This window comes from Allobosea sp. GW821-FHT12C12, from assembly GCF_058807355.1.
The window spans coordinates 47,880-63,260 of record NZ_JBXAQP010000003.1 but is presented as its reverse complement, the minus strand read 5'-3'; the positions used below and the strand labels follow the sequence as shown (position 1 = coordinate 63,260).

Here is a 15,381-nt window from a genome sequence, read left to right as displayed (position 1 = left end):
GCGACTGTCATTGTCATGGTCGGGCTTGTCCCGACCATCCACGTCTTCCGTCGTCGAGCGCTGCGACCAGGACGTGGATGCTCGGCGCAAGGCCGGGCATGACGGCGGAAAGTCGACGAAACCAGAAAAGAAGAGCCCCGTATGCTCGCCTATATCCTGCGCTCGCTCATGCAGGGACTGGTGGTGATGCTCGCCGTCGCCTTCATCGCCTTCTCGATGTTCCGCTTCGTCGGCGACCCGGTCGTCAACATGCTGGGCCAGGAGGCGACGCTGCAGGACCGCGCCGCGCTGACCGAGCGGCTCGGCCTCAACGACCCCGTGCCGCTGCAGTTCGCCCGCTTCGTCGCCGACGCGGCGCAGGGCGATTTCGGCGTGTCCTGGCGCCAGAGCCGGAAAGTCTCGTCGCTGATCATCGAGCGGTTGCCGGCGACCGTCGAACTCGCCGTGCTCTCGGCGATTTTCGCCTTCGTCGTCGGCATCGCGCTCGGCGTCTATGCCGCGATCCGGCGCGACGGCTGGATCGCCAATCTCGTCATGTCGCTCTCGCTGATCGGCGTCAGCCTGCCGACCTTCCTGATCGGCATCGGGCTGATCTACATCTTCGCGGTCGAGCTGCGCTGGCTGCCCTCCTTCGGGCGCGGCGACACGGTGCGCATCGGCTGGTGGACCACGGGCCTGCTCACCGTCAGCGGCCTGAAATCGCTGGTCATGCCTGTGCTGACGCTCGGCTTCCTGCAACTCACGCTGATCATGCGCCTCGTCCGGTCCGAGATGCTGGAGGTGATGCGCGCCGATTTCATCCGCTTCGCCCGGGCGCGCGGCATTCCCGAGCGCAAGATCGAGTTCCGCCACGCCCTGCGCAACACCATGATCCCGGTGATCACCATAGCCGGCCTGCAATTGGGCGGCGTCATCGCCTTCGCCATCGTCACCGAGACGGTGTTCCAGTGGCCGGGGCTGGGCGCGCTCTTCGTCAACGCGGTGCAGTTCGTCGACGTGCCGGTGATGTCGGCCTATCTGATGTTCGTCGCCTTCGTCTTCGTGCTGACCTCGCTGATCGTCGACCTGATCTACGTCGCGCTCGATCCGCGCCTGCGCACCGGCAACCCGGCGATGGCGAAGTGAGGGGCCGATGAGCAGCGCACCACTCCCGACCCCGGCAAGGCCTGGCCGCCTCGCCCGCGCCTGGGATTCCGACCTCGCCTGGTCCTTCCGCTCCTCGCCGGTGACCGTCGTCGCGACCGTGCTCGCGCTGGTGCTCGTGCTGGCGGCGGTGCTGGCGCCTCTGATCGCGCCCTACGACCCGTTCGATCCGGCCTCGCTCGATCTCTCCGACGGCTTCTCCAGGCCGATGGAGCCGAACGAGATCACCGGAAAGGTGTTCTGGCTCGGCTCGGACGGGCAGGGCCGCGACATCTTCTCGGCGATCCTCTACGGCTCGCGCATCTCGCTGCTGGTCGGGGCGGCCTCGGTGCTGTTCTCGCTCGTCATCGGCGTGGGACTCGGGCTTGTGGCCGGCTATGTCGGCGGCCGCACCGAGGCGCTGATCATGCGCGTCGCCGACATCCAGCTCTCCTTCCCGGCGATCCTGGTGGCGCTGCTCGTCTTCGGAGTGGCGCGCGGGCTGATCCCCCCGGCGCTGCAGGAGCGCGCGACTTTGTTCGTGCTGGTCGCCGCGATCGGCCTGTCGAACTGGGCGCAATACGCCCGCACCGTGCGCGGCTCGACGCTGGTCGAGAAGAACAAGGTCTATGTCGACGCCGCCCGCCTGATCGGGCTGAAGGCCTGGCCGGTGATGCTGAAGCACGTCCTGCCGAACGTCGCCGGCCCGGTGCTGGTGATCGCCACGATCAACCTCGCGCTCGCCGTGATCGAGGAGGCGACGCTCTCCTTCCTCGGCGTCGGCATGCCGCCGACCCAACCCTCGCTCGGCACCCTGATCCGCTTCGGCCAGCAATATCTCTTCTCCGGCGAATGGTGGATCCTGCTCTTCCCCTCGCTCGTCCTCGTCCTGCTTGCGCTCTCGATCAACCTGTTCGGCGACTGGCTGCGCGACGCGCTCAATCCGAAGCTGAGGTGATCGAGTGACGATCTGGGCTGCTCTCATTCAGGCGCTCGGCACCATCACGGCGGCGTCGGTCGCCGTCGTCCTCTGGCGGCTTCAAGTGACTCGCGACCGTGAAAAATTGACGCTGGAACAGCGCGACCATGAGGAACGCGAGCGCAGGTTGCGCCGCGATAGGATCGACGACATGCTTGCGGCGATTGGCGCCGACATCTCCGTGGAGCTTCCATATCTTAAGATTCAGTTCGAGGATGACCGGATCGACGCGGTGCGTCGCAAGTTCGTCGAGCGGTTGAAGGATACCCGCTCGAAACCTGACGGAAAGGACATGCCTCAAGCGCCGGTCGTCGGAAACTTCGTGTTCGATACCCTCAAGCAGGAACTCGTCATCTTGCCGCGGGGCGTGATCGAGCAGATCGTCGGTTATTATCGCAACGATCAGCGGCTCGTGCGTCTGGCCCAGGCTTTCTCGGACGGCATGTATGAGGAACTCAGCGATGAGCGTCAGATCGAAGCAGTCGATTATTATCTCGATCTCGGCCGTCGCACGCTGGCGGCGGCACTGACCGCGCGCGATGCGATCATGAGCTACCAGTCGCGCAACACTTTAACGGCGTCAAACGGGCGGGATGACGGGACCAACCATAGCTCACCTCCAGTCCATGGAGCATAGCACATATATGGCGGGATCCGAAGTAAACCATGGCGCCCCCGTCCTCTCCGTCCGCGACCTCACGGTCGAGTTCGTCACCCGGCGCGGCACGTTGCGCGCGCTCGACGCGATCTCCTTCGACGTCGCGCGCGGCGAGGTGCTCGGCGTGGTCGGCGAATCCGGCGCCGGCAAATCCGTCACCGGCTCGGCGATCATCGGGCTGATCGACCCGCCCGGCCGGATCGCCGCCGGTGAGGTCATCCTGTCCGGCGAGCGTGTCGACGATCTGCCGCCGGACGCTATGCGCAAGGTGCGCGGCAAGCGCATCGGCATGATCTTCCAGGACCCGCTGACCAGCCTGAACCCGCTCTACCGCGTCGGCGAACAATTGATCGAGACGATCCGGACCCATACCGACATGAGCCCCAGCGAGGCCCGCGAGCGCGCCATCGCCTTGCTCGACGAGGTCGGCATCCCCGCGCCCGAGCGCCGCATCGACGGCTATCCGCACGAGTTCTCCGGCGGCATGCGCCAGCGCGTGGTGATCGCGCTCGCGCTCTGCGCGGAGCCCGAATTCATCATCGCCGACGAGCCGACGACCGCGCTCGACGTCTCGGTGCAGGCCCAGATCATCGCGCTGATCAAAAGGCTCTGCAAGGATCGTGGCGCCTCGGTCATGCTGGTCACGCACGACATGGGCGTCATCGCCGAGACGGCCGACCGCGTCGCGGTGATGTATGCCGGACGCATCGCCGAGATCGGCCCGGTGCGCGAGGTCGTCAAGGCGCCGCTGCATCCCTATGCCAAGGGGCTGATGGGCGCGATCCCCTCGCTCGAGGGCGACACCGACCGGCTCGTCCAGATTCCCGGCTCGATGCCGCGGCTCTCGGCGATCCCGCCGGGCTGCGCCTTCAATCCGCGCTGCGCGCAGGTCTTCGCGCGCTGCCATGTCGAGCGGCCGGAACTCGTCCCGGTCGGCGAGCGCAAGGTCGCCTGCCATCTCTACGACGAACCGGGCACGATCGACGGCAAGGCGGAGATCGCGGCATGAGCGAGGCCCCGTTCGTCCAGGTCCGCGAGTTGCGCCGCGTCTTCGACGTGTCGAAGCCCTGGCTCAACCGCGTCATCGAGCGCGCCCCGCGGCAATATCTCAAGGCCGTCGACGGCGTCTCCTTCGACATCCGCAAGGGCGAGACCTTCGCGCTCGTCGGCGAATCCGGCTCGGGCAAGTCGACGGTCGCGCGCATGGTCGTCGGCCTGCTGCCGCCCTCGCACGGCACGGTGTCGATCGCCGGGGTCTCGATGAACGACGTGAACGTCGCGCGGGAGCGCCAGCGCCTGCGCCGCCGCATCCAGATGATCTTCCAGGACCCTTACGCCTCGCTGAACCCGCGCTGGCGTGTCGGGCGCATCATCGCCGAGCCGATCCGCGCCTTCCGGATCATCGACGGCGAGGCCGATATCCTATCCCGCGTCGGCGAATTGCTGACCTTGGTCGGCCTGCATCCCGACGACGCCCGCAAATTCCCGCACGAGTTCTCGGGCGGCCAGCGCCAGCGCATCGCGATCGCCCGCGCGCTCGCCTCAAACGCCGAGTTCATCGTCTGCGACGAGCCGACCTCGGCGCTCGACGTCTCGGTGCAGGCGCAGATCCTCAACCTGATGCGCGACCTGCAGCAGACGTTCGGGCTGACCTATCTGTTCATCTCGCACAATCTCGCCGTCGTCAGGCACATGGCGACGCGCATCGGCGTGATGTATCTCGGCCGCCTCGTCGAGGTCTCGAACGGCCGGCAGCTCTTTTCCGCGCCGCGCCATCCCTATACGCGCATGCTGCTCGACGCGGTGCCCGACCTCGCCATGGTCGGCAAGGCGCGCGAGGGCGTGAAGGGCGAGATCCCGAACCCGATCTCGCCGCCCCCGGGCTGCACCTTCCACCCGCGCTGCCCGCTGGTCTTCGATCGCTGCCGTGTCGAGAATCCGCCGGTAATCGACGGCGTCGCCTGCCATGCGGTCAACGAGGGCCGGGTCCAGGCCGCCTGAAACGTCGGCCTGAACGTCACTCGCCGGCGGGCGCGATCCCGCCTGGGCCGTTGGCCTTGGGCCTCGCCCCGGTCTTGAGCGAGAGCGGCGCGACCGGGCGTTCGGTGCGGTATTGTCCGCGTGCGATCGCGGTGAAGAGCAGGGCCACCGCCGCCAGCGTCATCAGCCACCAGGGCTGCAGCGTGGCGAAGCCCAGCGCCGTCAGCGCGAAGGCCGTGACATAGGCCGCGACCCCGCCGGCGGCGAGCGCGCCGGGCATCCGGCCGGCCGCCCTGATCGCGAAATAGAGGCAGGCCGAAGCCGCCGCCGCGCCGACGATCCCGAGTTCGTACCAGGTCTCGAACAGCAGCGTCGCCGGGGTCGAAGGCGGCAGCGCGCCGGTGACGCGCCCGCGCAGCACCGTGTCGAGCCCATGGCCGGTGACGAGCTGGACCGGCGCGCGCAGCACGACATCGGCCCAGACCCCGAGCGCCTGGACGAAGTCGTTGGCGCTGTCGGGCAGGCGGGCCGCGACGGGCGTGAGCAGGAAGGGCAGCAGCGGCGCGAACAGCATCAGAAGCGCGACGATGGCCGCGATGATGCGCACCGCCTTGTCCCGGTTGGCGCTGACGGCCCCGAAGGCGACGGCGCCGCAGATCATCGCCACGGCCTCGCCATCCTCGAAACGCAAGAGCGCCAGCATGCCGACCACGAGCGAAAGCGCCAGCGCCGTCAGTCCCCGGTCGCGCGAGAGCAGCCAGGCCAACGCCGGCCAGGCCATGATCAGCACGACGCTGACGCCGCGCTCGACGCTGCCGGGCTCGGCGTCGCCGCGTCGCAGCGCGGCCACCACGATCAGCGCCAGCGCGAAGACGGCCGCCGCGCCGGTGCCCAGCGCCGCCAGGTTGAGGTTCGAGGCGCGCATCCGCTCGGGCAGGGCCGCGACGCCGCAGAAGCCGAGCACGACCGCCAGCACGAGATTGCTCGCCTTTTCGGCGGCCGAAAGAGTATAGGGGCTCCAGATCAGCGAGAGCACGGCCCAGCCGACGAGGCCGATCAGGATCAGTCCCGGCCGGCTGAACACGGCGCGTTTCAGCGTCGCCGTGAACAGACCCGGCGCCTCGACCAGCGCCGCGATCACCAGCAGCACCACGCCGATGGGAGCCAGCACGACGGCGGCGCGGCGCGAGACCAGCGAGGCGATCGGCAGCGCCACTGCGAGCGTCGCGAAGCCGATCCGGCGCAGCAGCAAGGCGGCGTCGGTGGCGGGGTCGAGCGGACCTTGAGGATTGCGACGTTGCATCTGTATCGACCATCGGCAGGCGTCGTCCGGAAAAAGCGCCGGACATCAACCTCTTCGCCAGCGTAGCGGTTCAATTCGCGCGGCGCTGTAGGTGCGGCGCAACACTGCGCGCCGATCTGAACGGAGGAGTTGCTTGCCGCGCCGACCTGTCTCCCCGCCGCAAGCGGGGAGAGGGGCGGAACGCATTGCGCCTTGAATCTTTCCGGGCGCTGCGTCGGACCATCCTTGCCGGACGCCATCGTGACGAATGCCCTCTGGCCGGCGCGGCGCTTTCATGGGATGGAACAGGCGATGACCATGCTCGCCGCCATCCCCTATGCCCAGGGTTTTCCGATCGACCGTTTCATGGCCGATCTCGCGGCGACGTTGCGCGGCCGGGGCCTGCGGCTCGCCGGCCTCGTCCAGCACAATGAGGGCGATTGCGACGGGGCCTGCGAGGCGATGGCGCTGGAGGAACTCGCCAGCGGCGCGCGCTTCGCGATCAGCGAGGATCGCGGCGCGGGCTCGATCGGCTGCCGGCTCGATGCGACCGGGCTCGCCGCCGCCGGCGGGGCGCTCGGCCGGGCGCTGACCGGCGCGGTCGACCTCGTCATCGTCAACAAGTTCGGCCGGCAGGAGCTGCTGGGGCAGGGGCTGCGGCAGGAGATCGCGGCGGCGCTGCTCGCCGGCCTGCCGCTGCTGATCGCGGTGCGTCGCGACTTCCTGCCAGCCTGGCGCGAATTCGCCGGCGAGGACTGGATCGAGCTGCCGCCCGAGGCCGAGACCATCGCGGCCTGGTCGGCGGCGCGCGTCCATCTCGCCGCCTGACGGAGCACGCGCCTTGGCGCAGGATATGAGCTTCCTCGACGACTATCTGGTGCGGCCGGACCCCGCCGCGCCGCGCCTCGGCGCGATCGTCTCGGGCATCGACCAGGCCGGCAGGGCGGTCGAGACCCGCGTCGTCACCGAACGCGCGCTGACGCTCTATCTGAACGCGCGGGAGATCGTCACCATGATGACGATCGGCGACCATCCCGACGCGCTGGCGCTCGGCTACCTGCTCAACCAGAACATGCTGAAGCGCGGCGACGTCGTCGAGGCGGTCGACTACGACGAGGAACTCGAGGTCGTGGTGGTGCGCACGCCGGAGCGCACCAATTTCGAGGAGAAGCTGAAGAAGAAGACGCTGACCTCGGGCTGCGCCCAAGGCACCGCGTTCGGTGACCTGATGGAGGCCATCGACGAGATCGAGCTTCCGAAAGCCGAGCTGCGCACGAGCTGGCTCTACGCGCTGACCCGCAAGATCAACACCACGCCCTCGCTCTATCTGGAGGCCGGCGCGATCCATGGCTGCGTGCTCTGCGAGGCCGACCGGCCGCTGGTCTATATGGAGGATGTCGGCCGCCACAACGCCGTCGACAAGGTCGCCGGCTGGATGTTCACGCACGACGTCGATCCCGGGAAAATGATCTTCTACACCACCGGCCGGCTGACCTCCGAGATGGTGATCAAGACCGTGCGCATGGGCATCCCCGTGCTGGTCTCGCGCTCGGGCTTCACCGAATGGAGCGTCGAACTGGCGCGCAAGGCCGGGCTCACGCTGATCGGCCGGGCGCGCGGCAAGCGCTTCGTCGCGCTGGCGGGCGAGAGCAACATCGTCTTCGACGCCGATGTTGACGCGGCCGAGGACGAGGACGGCCGGCATCGCCGCAAGGGGGCGGGGGGCGATGACTGAGTTGAGGCCGGATCGGCGCATGCCGTGGCAGCCTGCCAGCCTGCTCGAGCCGGGCGAAGTCGCGTTGTGGTGGGGAAGGCCGGACGCGCGGCGTTATGTGTCGCTGCCCCGCAGTCTCCTCGGCGGATTCGTCGTTTTGATTATGTTTGCATACCCCTGTGCTCTGGCAGTCCAGTCGGTGATTGCGGAGGCTGGCGGGTGGTTAATGGTGGCCGGACTGCTCATCTGCGCGGTCTTTGGAGCGTTTTCTATTGCCCTCTTTTGGATGATCTCCATCGCACCTTATCTTGAGGCTCGGCACGTCATCTACGTGCTAACTGCCCGACGAGCTATTGTTGCAAGGCCGACCGCCACCTCCAGTTTTCCGCTTGCGGCGATGGACCGCGTCCATGTCGAGACAACCGGGTCGAATATGGGAGACGGGATCTTTCGCGAACACTGGGCCGACAGCGGCGATGGCAAGTATCTGGTCCGCGATGGGTTTTTCGGGATCGTCGGTGCCGAGGCGGTTGGTCGTGAGATGCAGCGTCTGAAAGTGGGCCTAGCATGACCACGCCCACCCTCGGCCTCCTCCTCGCCGGCGGGCTCGCGCGGCGCATGGGCGGCGGCGACAAGCCGCTGCGGACCATTGCCGGCCGCACCATCCTCGCCCATGTCATCGAGCGGCTCGCCCCCCAATGCGACGGCCTGCTGGTCAACGCCAATGGCGATCCGACGCGCTTCGCCGACTACGCCTTCCCGATCGTCGCCGACAGCGTGCCGGATTTCGCCGGCCCGCTCGCCGGCATTCTGGCCGGGCTCGACTGGATGGCGCAGAACCGGCCGCAACTCGACTGGCTCGTCAGCGTGGCGGCCGACACGCCCTTCATCCCGCGCGATCTCGTTTCGAGACTGCACGAGGCTCGCGCGACTGCAAATCTCCCGCTCGCCTGCGCTGCCTCCGGCGGCTGGACGCATCCCGTCATCGGGCTTTGGTCAGTGCGTCTGCGCGGGGAGCTCCGCCATGCGCTTATCGTCGAGGACGAGCGCAAGATCGACCGCTGGACCGCCCGCCATGGCTGCGCCGGCGCGGAATGGCCGGTCGATCCCGTCGACCCCTTCTTCAACGCCAACAGGCCCGAGGACATCGCCGAGGCGGAGCGGCTTTTCGCCTCGCTGGACGGCGCTTGATCCGCACGTCGCGGCTCGCTATCTCTCTTGCGAATAAGAAGAGCTTATCGGCGCTGCCTGTCGGGGGACGACCATGAAATCATTCGTTATCGCCGTCTTGTTCTCCGTCGTCGCCGCCTGGGGCGCCAGCGTCGTGCTCAACACCATGTTCCAGAAGCCGGTCGAGACCGCCTATTCGACCGGCGGCGTCAGGCTCTGAACCCCGGCTAGCCCTCCAGCAGCGCCTTCAGCGCCGCCAGGTCGCGCGCCACCATCAGCGCGTCGCGCGCCATCTCGTCGTCCGACATGTCGCGCTGGAACAGCGTGAAGACGATCTCGCTGCCATCGCCATTGGCCATGATCCGCATCGGGTTGTGCATCGCCGGCCCGTGCTCGGGAACGACGGCATGGTCGCAGACGCCGTGATTGTTCGGCTCGCTGAAGACGATGCGCATCGGTCCCATCGGCGTCTCCGCCAGCCATGTCATGCCCTCGACATGGCTGAAGGAATGGCCGAGGCCTTCCGCCCACTTGGGAAAGTTCAACGGCTCGGCCAAAAAGGCATAGACCTCCTCGGCCGGTCGCTCGATCGAAATCCCGATATGGCGGGCATGGCTCGTGGTCATCGCCGGCTCCTCCGTTCGATGGAACAAATAAAGAACGGAATACCGGCGGCGTCAATAATCAGCCCTGCCCGTCAGGCGGCTGCTGATCCGCGAGGCTGACGGCCAGCCGCGCCAGCAGCCGGCCAAGCTCCTCGCGCTCCGGCTCGCTCAGGCCCGCGAGCATCCGCGCCTCGGCCGCCATGTCCTCGCGAAAGGCGGCTTCCGTTTTTTCGCGGCCGGCAGGCGTGAGTTCGACCAGCGTGCTGCGCGCATCGCTTTCGCTTTGACGCCTCGCGATCAGGCCGGCGCGCTCGAGTCGGTCGAGCCGGTTGGTCAGCCCGCCCGACGAGATCATCAGCGAGCGGAACAGCTCCGTCGGCCGCAGCCGATAGGGCGCGCCCGACTGCAGCAAAGTCGAGAGCACGTCGAATTCGCCGGTGTCGAGCCCGTGCCTGGCGAAGACCTGCTCGATCACGGGCCTCGCCTGCAGCGTGACCAGCCGCGCGCGGCCGAGTATCGCCATCCCGATCGTGTCGACCTCCGGCAATTCGCGCCGCCATTGCGCTCGCCGCAGCGCGACGCGGTCGCGCCCGTCCTCGGCCGGCTCGCGTGATTGTCTTGACATAAAGATAAATCCCGTTTTATCTTGGGATCAAGATAAACCTCCTTGCCGCTGGAGCAAGCCGATGAACGAGAACGCCATGCGCTGGACCGGGCGCACGCTGACCGGGATTTTCACGATCTTCATGCTGGGCGCGTCGATCGCGCCGAAATTCGCCGGCGCGGCGGTGGCGACCGACACGATGCGCGATCTGGGCTGGGATCCGAAACTGACGTTTCTGATCGGCGTGCTGGAGCTTGCCTGCCTCGTGCTGCATCTCCTGCCGAGAACCAGCATCCTCGGCTCGATCCTGATGACGGGCCTGCTCGGCGGCGCCATCGCGACGCAGGTCAGGGTGGGCAGCCCGCTGTTCAGCCATATGCTCTTCGGCGTCTATCTCGGGCTGATCATGTGGGGCGGGCTCTGGCTGCGCGACGCGGGCCTGCGCGCCCTGTTGCCGCTGCGCCGCGCCTGACAGCCCCGAAACCGAACCGGAGGACACAGACCATGTCGTTCCAGGCTTATCTCGACAACATCCAGGCCAAGACCGGCGTCACGCCGGACGGCTTCAAGGCGAAGGCGCGCGACAAGGGCTTCGTGACCGAAACCGGCCTTGCTCCGGGAATCAAGGCTGGCCAGGTCATCGAGTGGTTGAAGACCGATTTCGGCCTCGGCCACGGCCACGCCATGGCGATCGTGGCGCTGCTGAAGGGCCGCGGCCCGGAGGGTTGCTGAGGCATTTTCGTCGGTGCGAGCGCGGCGAGGCAATCCAGCGTTTCGCGCCACACGTCCCCTGGATTGCTTCGCTGCGCTCGCGATGACGGGTTATTCGATCACGATCCTCGGCGCGACCCTCTGGCTTCCACCCTCGAGCCCCGCCATCACCTGCCGCGCGATCGTCAGATAGGCCTTGGCGTGGGCCGAGTCGGGGTCGCTGGCCACGATCGGCCGGCCGCCGTCGGAGGTCTCGCGGATCGGCATGGCGAGCGGGATCTCGCCGAGAAAAGGCACGCCCAGCCGCTCGGCCTCGTGCCGCGCCCCGCCATGGGCGAAGATGTCCGAGCGCGCGCCGCATTCCGGGCAGACGAAATAGCTCATGTTCTCGACGATGCCGAGGATCGGCACCTCGACCTTTCGGAACATCGCGACGCCGCGCCTGGCGTCGAGCAGCGCCAGATCCTGCGGCGTCGAGACGATCACGGCGCCGGCGAGCGGCGTCTGCTGCGCCATGGTGAGCTGCGCGTCGCCGGTGCCGGGCGGCATGTCGACCAAGAGCACGTCGAGCTCGCCCCAGGCGACCTCGCGCAGCATCTGGGTGATGGCCGAGATCACCATCGGCCCGCGCCAGATCATCGGCGTCTCCTCGTCGATCAGGAAGCCGATCGACATGATCTTCAGCCCGTAGGCCTCCATCGGCGCGAGCGTGCGGCCCTGCACTAGGCGCGGCTTGCCGGTGATGCCGAAGATCTTCGGCACGGACGGCCCGTAGATGTCGGCGTCGAGCACGCCGACGCGCAGGCCGAGCGTGGCGAGCGCCACGGCGAGATTGCCTGTCGTCGTGGATTTGCCGACGCCGCCCTTGCCGCTGGCGACGGCGACGATCCGCTTCACGCCGGGAATGCCGGCGGCCTTCGGCGTCGGCCCGCCGGGGGCGGGCGTCGGACGCTGGGCCTGCTGGCGCGCCTGCGCGGCGGCGGAGGAGGGGGCCTTGTCCCCGGTCAGCCCGACCAGAACCTGCGTCACGCCGGGGAGCCCCGACACCGCGCTCTCGGCCGCCTTGCGCACCCGCTCCATCGCGGCGGCCTCGGTCGCGTCGATGCCGATCGCGAAGATCACCTTGCCGCCGTCGACGAGGATATTGGCGACGCGCCCCGAGGCGGCGAGCGATTGCCCGCTCGCCGGCAGCTTCACCAGTTCGAGCGCGCGCAGGATGTCGGCTTCGGTCACGGCCACGCTGCCAGCTCCATCCGCCGCGCTGTCAGGCCGCGGCCTTGCGAATATGGAAGACGAGCAGCTCGCCATCGCTGTGGCTGTGCTCGATCCTGTCGCCGGTTTCGCGCATCAGGTTGGGAATGTCGATAGCGGCCATCGCATCGGTGCATTCCACCACGAACAGCGCGCCCGCCGGCGCGCCCTTCAGCGCCTTGCGCACGCGCAAGGCGGGCAGGGGGCATTTCAGGCCGCGGAGATTGAGGGGGGTGCTCATGCGCGCGGGGATGATCCTGCTGCCGCCTCTTCTTCGAGCCCGAGCAGGGCCAGCGCCCGGCGATACTCCGACTCGACCAACGCCCCGTGCGGATCGGGCAGCCGTCCGAATCGTTGCGTCGTGGCCAGGATGACATCAATGGCCGCCATGCCCGCGCCGAGACGATCCGCAGCCTCGGCGGCGCTGATCCGGCTTTCGACATAGGCGTCCAGGACGTCGATATCCGGTGATGGCTTCATGGCCGCGTCCCCTTGATGATCTGGTAGTTCATCGCCGGATTGGCCTGTGGCGCCGTCCCTTCGATGCTGCGCCAGACCGCGTCGGCGTCACCGAGATGACCGGCGCGTTCGGCAAGATTCAGGAGGGCGCGACTGGTGACGACGACCACGTCCTCCGTCAAGCCCTCGCGCACGAGTAGGTTTGGAACGCGACCGTTTTCATAGACGACCAACGCCGGCCCGCCGAACGAGGCGAGGTGATCGCCGAGCCATTCGACGATCGCGTGCTCGCCGGCGTTGCGCGGACGGGGGCGTCCGGTCTCGAGCGCGATTCTGTACAGCTCGCCGATATCGGTCACGGGACGTTCGACCCAGCGATTGGCCCCAGGACGACGACCGTTCGCGTCGAGCCACGCCGCGATCTCGCGGGCATAGGGCTTGTCCGGGAAGAAGGTCGCCTCGATCTCGACGGCGTCCGGAACGACGACCATGCCGAAACGCAGCAGCAGGTCCATCTCGCCGGCTATGGCGAGATGGATCAGCGGCGAGGCGTCGACCAGCACGATCGTCGGCTCGACGCTCGGGAGCGGCATGGATTCGTCCGGCATCGCTTCAGTCTATCACGGACCGCCGATGCTGCGCGCGTCTAAGCCGCCTTCGCAGCCCCGTAATAGCTCTCGCCGGTCTTGGCCATCCTCTTCAGCTGCCGGTTAGGCTTGAAGCGCTCGCCATGCTTCCTGGCCAGCCCCTCGCAGAGCTTCACGAAGGCCGCCGCGCCCATGTTGTCGATGTAGCTCAGCGTGCCGCCGGAATAGGGCGCGAAGCCGAAGCCGATGATCGAGCCGACGTCGGCCTCGCGCGGATCGGTGACGACGCCCTCCTCATAGGTGCGCGCCGCCTCCAGCGCCTGCGTCGCCAGCAGGCGGTGGATCAGCTCCTGCATGTCGACGCGGTCCGGATCGATCCGGTTCTTCGTCAGCTCGGCGAGACCGGGCCAGAGCCGCTTCGGCCCCGCTTCCGGATAGTCGTAGAAGCCCTTCCTGTTCTTGCGACCGAGGCGGCCATGCTTCTCGACCATGTCGGCGAGCAGCTTTTCCTGCGCCGGATCGACCGAGCCCTCGCCGAGCTGCGCCTTGGTGGCCTTCAGCACCTTCCAGGCGAGGTCGACCGCGACCTCGTCGTTGAGCGACAGCGGCCCGACCGGCATGCCGGCCTGCTTGCCGGCGGCCTCGATCATCGCCGGCGGCACGCCTTCCATCAGCATGAGGTGGCCCTCGCGGATGTAGTTGCCGACGCAGCGATTGGCGTAGAAGCCGCGCGTGTCGTTGACCACGATCGGCGTCTTCTTGATGGCGCGGACGAAGTCGAGCGCCATGGCGAGCGCCTTCTTGCCGGTCTTTTTCGCCATGATGATCTCGACCAGCAGCATCTTCTCGACCGGAGAGAAGAAATGCACGCCGATGAAGTTCTTCGGCCGCTGCGAATGCTCGGCGAGGCCGGTGATCGGCAAAGTCGAGGTGTTGGAGCCGAAGATGGTCTTGGGACCGACGGCGGCCTCGACCTTCGCGATCACCTCGGCCTTGACCTTCGGGTCCTCGAACACCGCCTCGACGATCAGGTCGCAGCCCTTCAGCGCGGCGTAATCGGCGGTGGCCGTGATGCGGCCGAGCAGCGCGTCGCGGTCGGCGGTCTTGGCGCGGCCCTTCATGATCTGGTCGGAGACCAGCTTGTGCGAATAGGCCTTGCCCTTGTCGGCGGCCTCCTGGTCGCGGTCGACCAGAACGACCTCGAGCCCGTTCTGGGCCGAGACATAGGCGATGCCCGCGCCCATGAAGCCCGCGCCGACGACGCCGACCTTCCTCAGCTTGCTCGCCGGCACGTCGGCCGGGCGGCGCGCGCCCTTGTTTAGCTCCTGCATCGAGACGAAGAGCGAGCGGATCATCGAGGCCGCCTCCTTCGTGCGCAGGATCTTCGCGAAGTAGCGGCTCTCGACCTTGAGGCCGAGATCGATCGGCAGCTGCAGCCCTTCATAGACCGCGCTCAGGATGGCGCGGGCCGCCGGGTAGTTGTCGTTGGTCTCGCGGCGGTAGATCGCGTTGGCCGGCGGCCAGATCTGCATGCCGGCCGGCGAATGCACCTTGTTGGAGGGCAGCTTGAAGCCCTTCTGGTCCCAGGGCGCGGTCGCGGCCGGGTTGGCCTTGAGCCAGTCCCTGGCGTTCTGGACGAGCTGATCGCGCGGCACCACGGCGTGGACGAGACCGGAATTGCGGGCCGGCAGCGCCTTCACCTGCTCGCCCTTGAACATCATCTGGAGCGCGTCGCCGGTCTGCATCAGCCGCGAGACGCGCTGGGTGCCGCCGGCGCCGGGGAACAGCCCGACCTTGATCTCGGGCAGGCCGACGCGGGTCGAGGCGTCGTCCGAGACGACGCGATACTGGCAGGACAGCGCGAGCTCGAAGGCCCCGCCGAGGCAGACGCCATGGACCGCCGCCGCGAACGGCTTCCCGCAGGTCTCGAGCTTGCGGTAGAGTTGGCTGAGCTTTCGGCTCTCCTCGAAGAAGGTCTGCATCGCGACCTGCTCGCCCTTGTCCCTGGCGAGGCCGACATAGAGGTCGCGCAGGCCCTGCAGCATGGTCAGGTCCGCGCCGCCGGAGAAGGCCTCCTTGCCGGAGGTGATGACGCAGCCCTTGATCGCCTCGGTCGAGGCGACCTTGTCGATGATCTGGTCGAGCTCGGCCATCAGCTCGGGCGTGATGACGTTCATCGAGCGGCCGGGCATGTCCCAGGTCGCGGTCGCGATGCCGTCGGTGTCGGTCTCGAAGCGGAAATTGGTGAGGTTCATGGGA

The 15,381-nt window shown here is 67.8% G+C and carries 20 protein-coding genes; 12 read left to right on the top strand and 8 right to left on the bottom strand.

Annotated features, from left to right (window positions below):
- Positions 1–141: 141 nt before the first annotated feature.
- Genes AC1RRW_RS05115 through AC1RRW_RS05095 form a run of 5 tightly spaced genes read left to right on the top strand, consistent with a single transcriptional unit; the run spans position 142 to position 4,760 of the window.
- On the top strand, positions 142–1,125 hold the full coding sequence (locus tag AC1RRW_RS05115) for an ABC transporter permease (RefSeq protein ID WP_492899462.1): 984 nt from the start codon (positions 142–144) through the stop codon (positions 1,123–1,125).
- A gap of 7 nt (positions 1,126–1,132) precedes the next feature.
- Positions 1,133–2,080: an ABC transporter permease gene (locus AC1RRW_RS05110; RefSeq protein ID WP_492899461.1), complete on the top strand. Its 948-nt coding sequence runs from the start codon at positions 1,133–1,135 to the stop codon at positions 2,078–2,080.
- Between the two features lie 4 nt (positions 2,081–2,084).
- Positions 2,085–2,738: a hypothetical protein gene (locus AC1RRW_RS05105; RefSeq protein ID WP_492899460.1), complete on the top strand. Its 654-nt coding sequence runs from the start codon at positions 2,085–2,087 to the stop codon at positions 2,736–2,738.
- A 7-nt stretch (positions 2,739–2,745) separates the two neighbouring features.
- Entirely contained in the window at positions 2,746–3,768 is a 1,023-nt protein-coding gene (locus tag AC1RRW_RS05100) for an ABC transporter ATP-binding protein (RefSeq protein WP_492899459.1), read from the top strand.
- The gene (locus AC1RRW_RS05095) at positions 3,765–4,760 is read left to right on the top strand and encodes an ABC transporter ATP-binding protein (RefSeq protein WP_492899458.1); all 996 of its coding nucleotides are present in this window, start codon (positions 3,765–3,767) and stop codon (positions 4,758–4,760) included. The genes AC1RRW_RS05100 and AC1RRW_RS05095 overlap by 4 nt, the downstream gene beginning before the upstream one ends.
- A 16-nt stretch (positions 4,761–4,776) precedes the next feature.
- On the opposite strand, the gene AC1RRW_RS05090 is transcribed toward AC1RRW_RS05095, so the two are convergent.
- Positions 4,777–6,042: a peptide ABC transporter permease gene (locus tag AC1RRW_RS05090; protein WP_492899457.1), complete on the bottom strand. Its 1,266-nt coding sequence runs from the start codon at positions 6,040–6,042 to the stop codon at positions 4,777–4,779.
- Between the two features lie 291 nt (positions 6,043–6,333).
- Between AC1RRW_RS05090 and AC1RRW_RS05085 the strand changes: the two genes are divergently transcribed.
- The 5 genes from AC1RRW_RS05085 to AC1RRW_RS05065 all read left to right on the top strand — a co-directional run bounded on the left by AC1RRW_RS05085 (position 6,334) and on the right by AC1RRW_RS05065 (position 9,125).
- Positions 6,334–6,849, top strand: a complete 516-nt coding sequence (locus AC1RRW_RS05085) for a DUF2478 domain-containing protein (protein WP_492899456.1) — start codon at positions 6,334–6,336, stop codon at positions 6,847–6,849.
- 25 nt (positions 6,850–6,874) lie between these two features.
- Entirely contained in the window at positions 6,875–7,756 is an 882-nt protein-coding gene (locus AC1RRW_RS05080) for a formate dehydrogenase accessory sulfurtransferase FdhD (protein WP_492899838.1), read from the top strand.
- Positions 7,757–7,775: 19 nt separating this feature from the next.
- Positions 7,776–8,306: a hypothetical protein gene (locus AC1RRW_RS05075; RefSeq protein ID WP_492899455.1), complete on the top strand. Its 531-nt coding sequence runs from the start codon at positions 7,776–7,778 to the stop codon at positions 8,304–8,306.
- Complete coding sequence (gene mobA, locus AC1RRW_RS05070; RefSeq protein WP_492899454.1) at positions 8,303–8,926, top strand: molybdenum cofactor guanylyltransferase MobA; 624 nt, start codon at positions 8,303–8,305, stop codon at positions 8,924–8,926. Before AC1RRW_RS05075 ends, mobA begins: the two co-directional genes overlap by 4 nt.
- 73 nt (positions 8,927–8,999) lie before the next feature.
- A complete protein-coding gene (locus AC1RRW_RS05065; protein ID WP_492899453.1) occupies positions 9,000–9,125 on the top strand; it encodes a hypothetical protein in 126 nt (41 codons plus the stop codon).
- Positions 9,126–9,132: 7 nt separating this feature from the next.
- Here the strand turns inward: AC1RRW_RS05065 and AC1RRW_RS05060 are convergent, their stop codons facing one another.
- Positions 9,133–9,531, bottom strand: a complete 399-nt coding sequence (locus AC1RRW_RS05060; protein ID WP_492899452.1) for an SRPBCC family protein — start codon at positions 9,529–9,531, stop codon at positions 9,133–9,135.
- A 58-nt stretch (positions 9,532–9,589) separates the two neighbouring features.
- Positions 9,590–10,135, bottom strand: a complete 546-nt coding sequence (locus tag AC1RRW_RS05055) for a MarR family winged helix-turn-helix transcriptional regulator (protein WP_492899451.1) — start codon at positions 10,133–10,135, stop codon at positions 9,590–9,592.
- Between the two features lie 61 nt (positions 10,136–10,196).
- Here AC1RRW_RS05055 and AC1RRW_RS05050 point away from each other — a divergent pair, with 61 nt between their 5' ends.
- Both AC1RRW_RS05050 and AC1RRW_RS05045 read left to right on the top strand, forming a co-directional pair.
- On the top strand, positions 10,197–10,586 hold the full coding sequence (locus tag AC1RRW_RS05050; RefSeq protein ID WP_492899450.1) for a DoxX family protein: 390 nt from the start codon (positions 10,197–10,199) through the stop codon (positions 10,584–10,586).
- Positions 10,587–10,618: 32 nt separating this feature from the next.
- Positions 10,619–10,846: a DUF4287 domain-containing protein gene (locus AC1RRW_RS05045; RefSeq protein ID WP_492899449.1), complete on the top strand. Its 228-nt coding sequence runs from the start codon at positions 10,619–10,621 to the stop codon at positions 10,844–10,846.
- Between the two features lie 90 nt (positions 10,847–10,936).
- On the opposite strand, the gene AC1RRW_RS05040 is transcribed toward AC1RRW_RS05045, so the two are convergent.
- The 5 genes from AC1RRW_RS05040 to AC1RRW_RS05020 form a co-directional block, all read right to left on the bottom strand.
- The gene (locus AC1RRW_RS05040; protein WP_492899448.1) at positions 10,937–12,064 is read right to left on the bottom strand and encodes an Mrp/NBP35 family ATP-binding protein; all 1,128 of its coding nucleotides are present in this window, start codon (positions 12,062–12,064) and stop codon (positions 10,937–10,939) included.
- A gap of 25 nt (positions 12,065–12,089) precedes the next feature.
- Entirely contained in the window at positions 12,090–12,317 is a 228-nt protein-coding gene (locus tag AC1RRW_RS05035; RefSeq protein WP_492899447.1) for a sulfurtransferase TusA family protein, read from the bottom strand.
- A complete protein-coding gene (locus tag AC1RRW_RS05030) occupies positions 12,314–12,556 on the bottom strand; it encodes a hypothetical protein (protein ID WP_492899446.1) in 243 nt (80 codons plus the stop codon). The genes AC1RRW_RS05035 and AC1RRW_RS05030 overlap by 4 nt, the downstream gene beginning before the upstream one ends.
- Positions 12,553–13,098 carry a hypothetical protein gene (locus tag AC1RRW_RS05025; RefSeq protein ID WP_492899445.1) on the bottom strand — a complete coding sequence of 182 codons (546 nt, stop codon included), beginning with the start codon at positions 13,096–13,098 and terminating at the stop codon, positions 12,553–12,555. Before AC1RRW_RS05025 ends, AC1RRW_RS05030 begins: the two co-directional genes overlap by 4 nt.
- Before the next feature lie 83 nt (positions 13,099–13,181).
- On the bottom strand, positions 13,182–15,377 hold the full coding sequence (locus tag AC1RRW_RS05020; protein ID WP_492899444.1) for a 3-hydroxyacyl-CoA dehydrogenase NAD-binding domain-containing protein: 2,196 nt from the start codon (positions 15,375–15,377) through the stop codon (positions 13,182–13,184).
- Positions 15,378–15,381 lie beyond the last annotated feature (4 nt).